We start from the raw sequence: 357 nt of genomic DNA, 5'->3' as shown, positions 1-357 counted from the left end.
ATGGAAACATCTTCGGGTTGTGAGGTTAAGTGACTAAGCGTACACGGTGGATGCCTAGGCAGTCAGAGGCGATGAAGGGCGTGCTAATCTGCGAAAAGCGTCGGTAAGGTGATATGAACCGTTATAACCGGCGATACCCGAATGGGGAAACCCAGTGTGTTTCGACACACTATCATGTCATGAATACATAGTGGCATGAGGCGAACCGGGGGAACTGAAACATCTAAGTACCCCGAGGAAAAGAAATCAACCGAGATTCCCCCAGTAGCGGCGAGCGAACGGGGAGGAGCCCAGAACCTGAATCGGCTTGTGTGTTAGTGGAAGCGTCTGGAAAGTCGCGCAGCAAAGGGTGATAGC

1 rRNA gene is annotated in these 357 nt (G+C 52.1%); it reads left to right on the top strand.

The features are described from left to right. Positions 1-23: 23 nt before the first annotated feature. Positions 24-357, top strand: a 23S ribosomal RNA gene (locus tag KQX66_RS39045); the annotation flags it as partial.

Source organism: Paenibacillus oleatilyticus (assembly GCF_018998565.1).
GTDB lineage: Bacteria > Bacillota > Bacilli > Paenibacillales > NBRC-103111 > Paenibacillus_G > Paenibacillus_G oleatilyticus.
The sequence above is the reverse complement of the archived record's forward strand: the minus strand, read 5'-3'. Positions and strand labels throughout refer to the sequence as shown.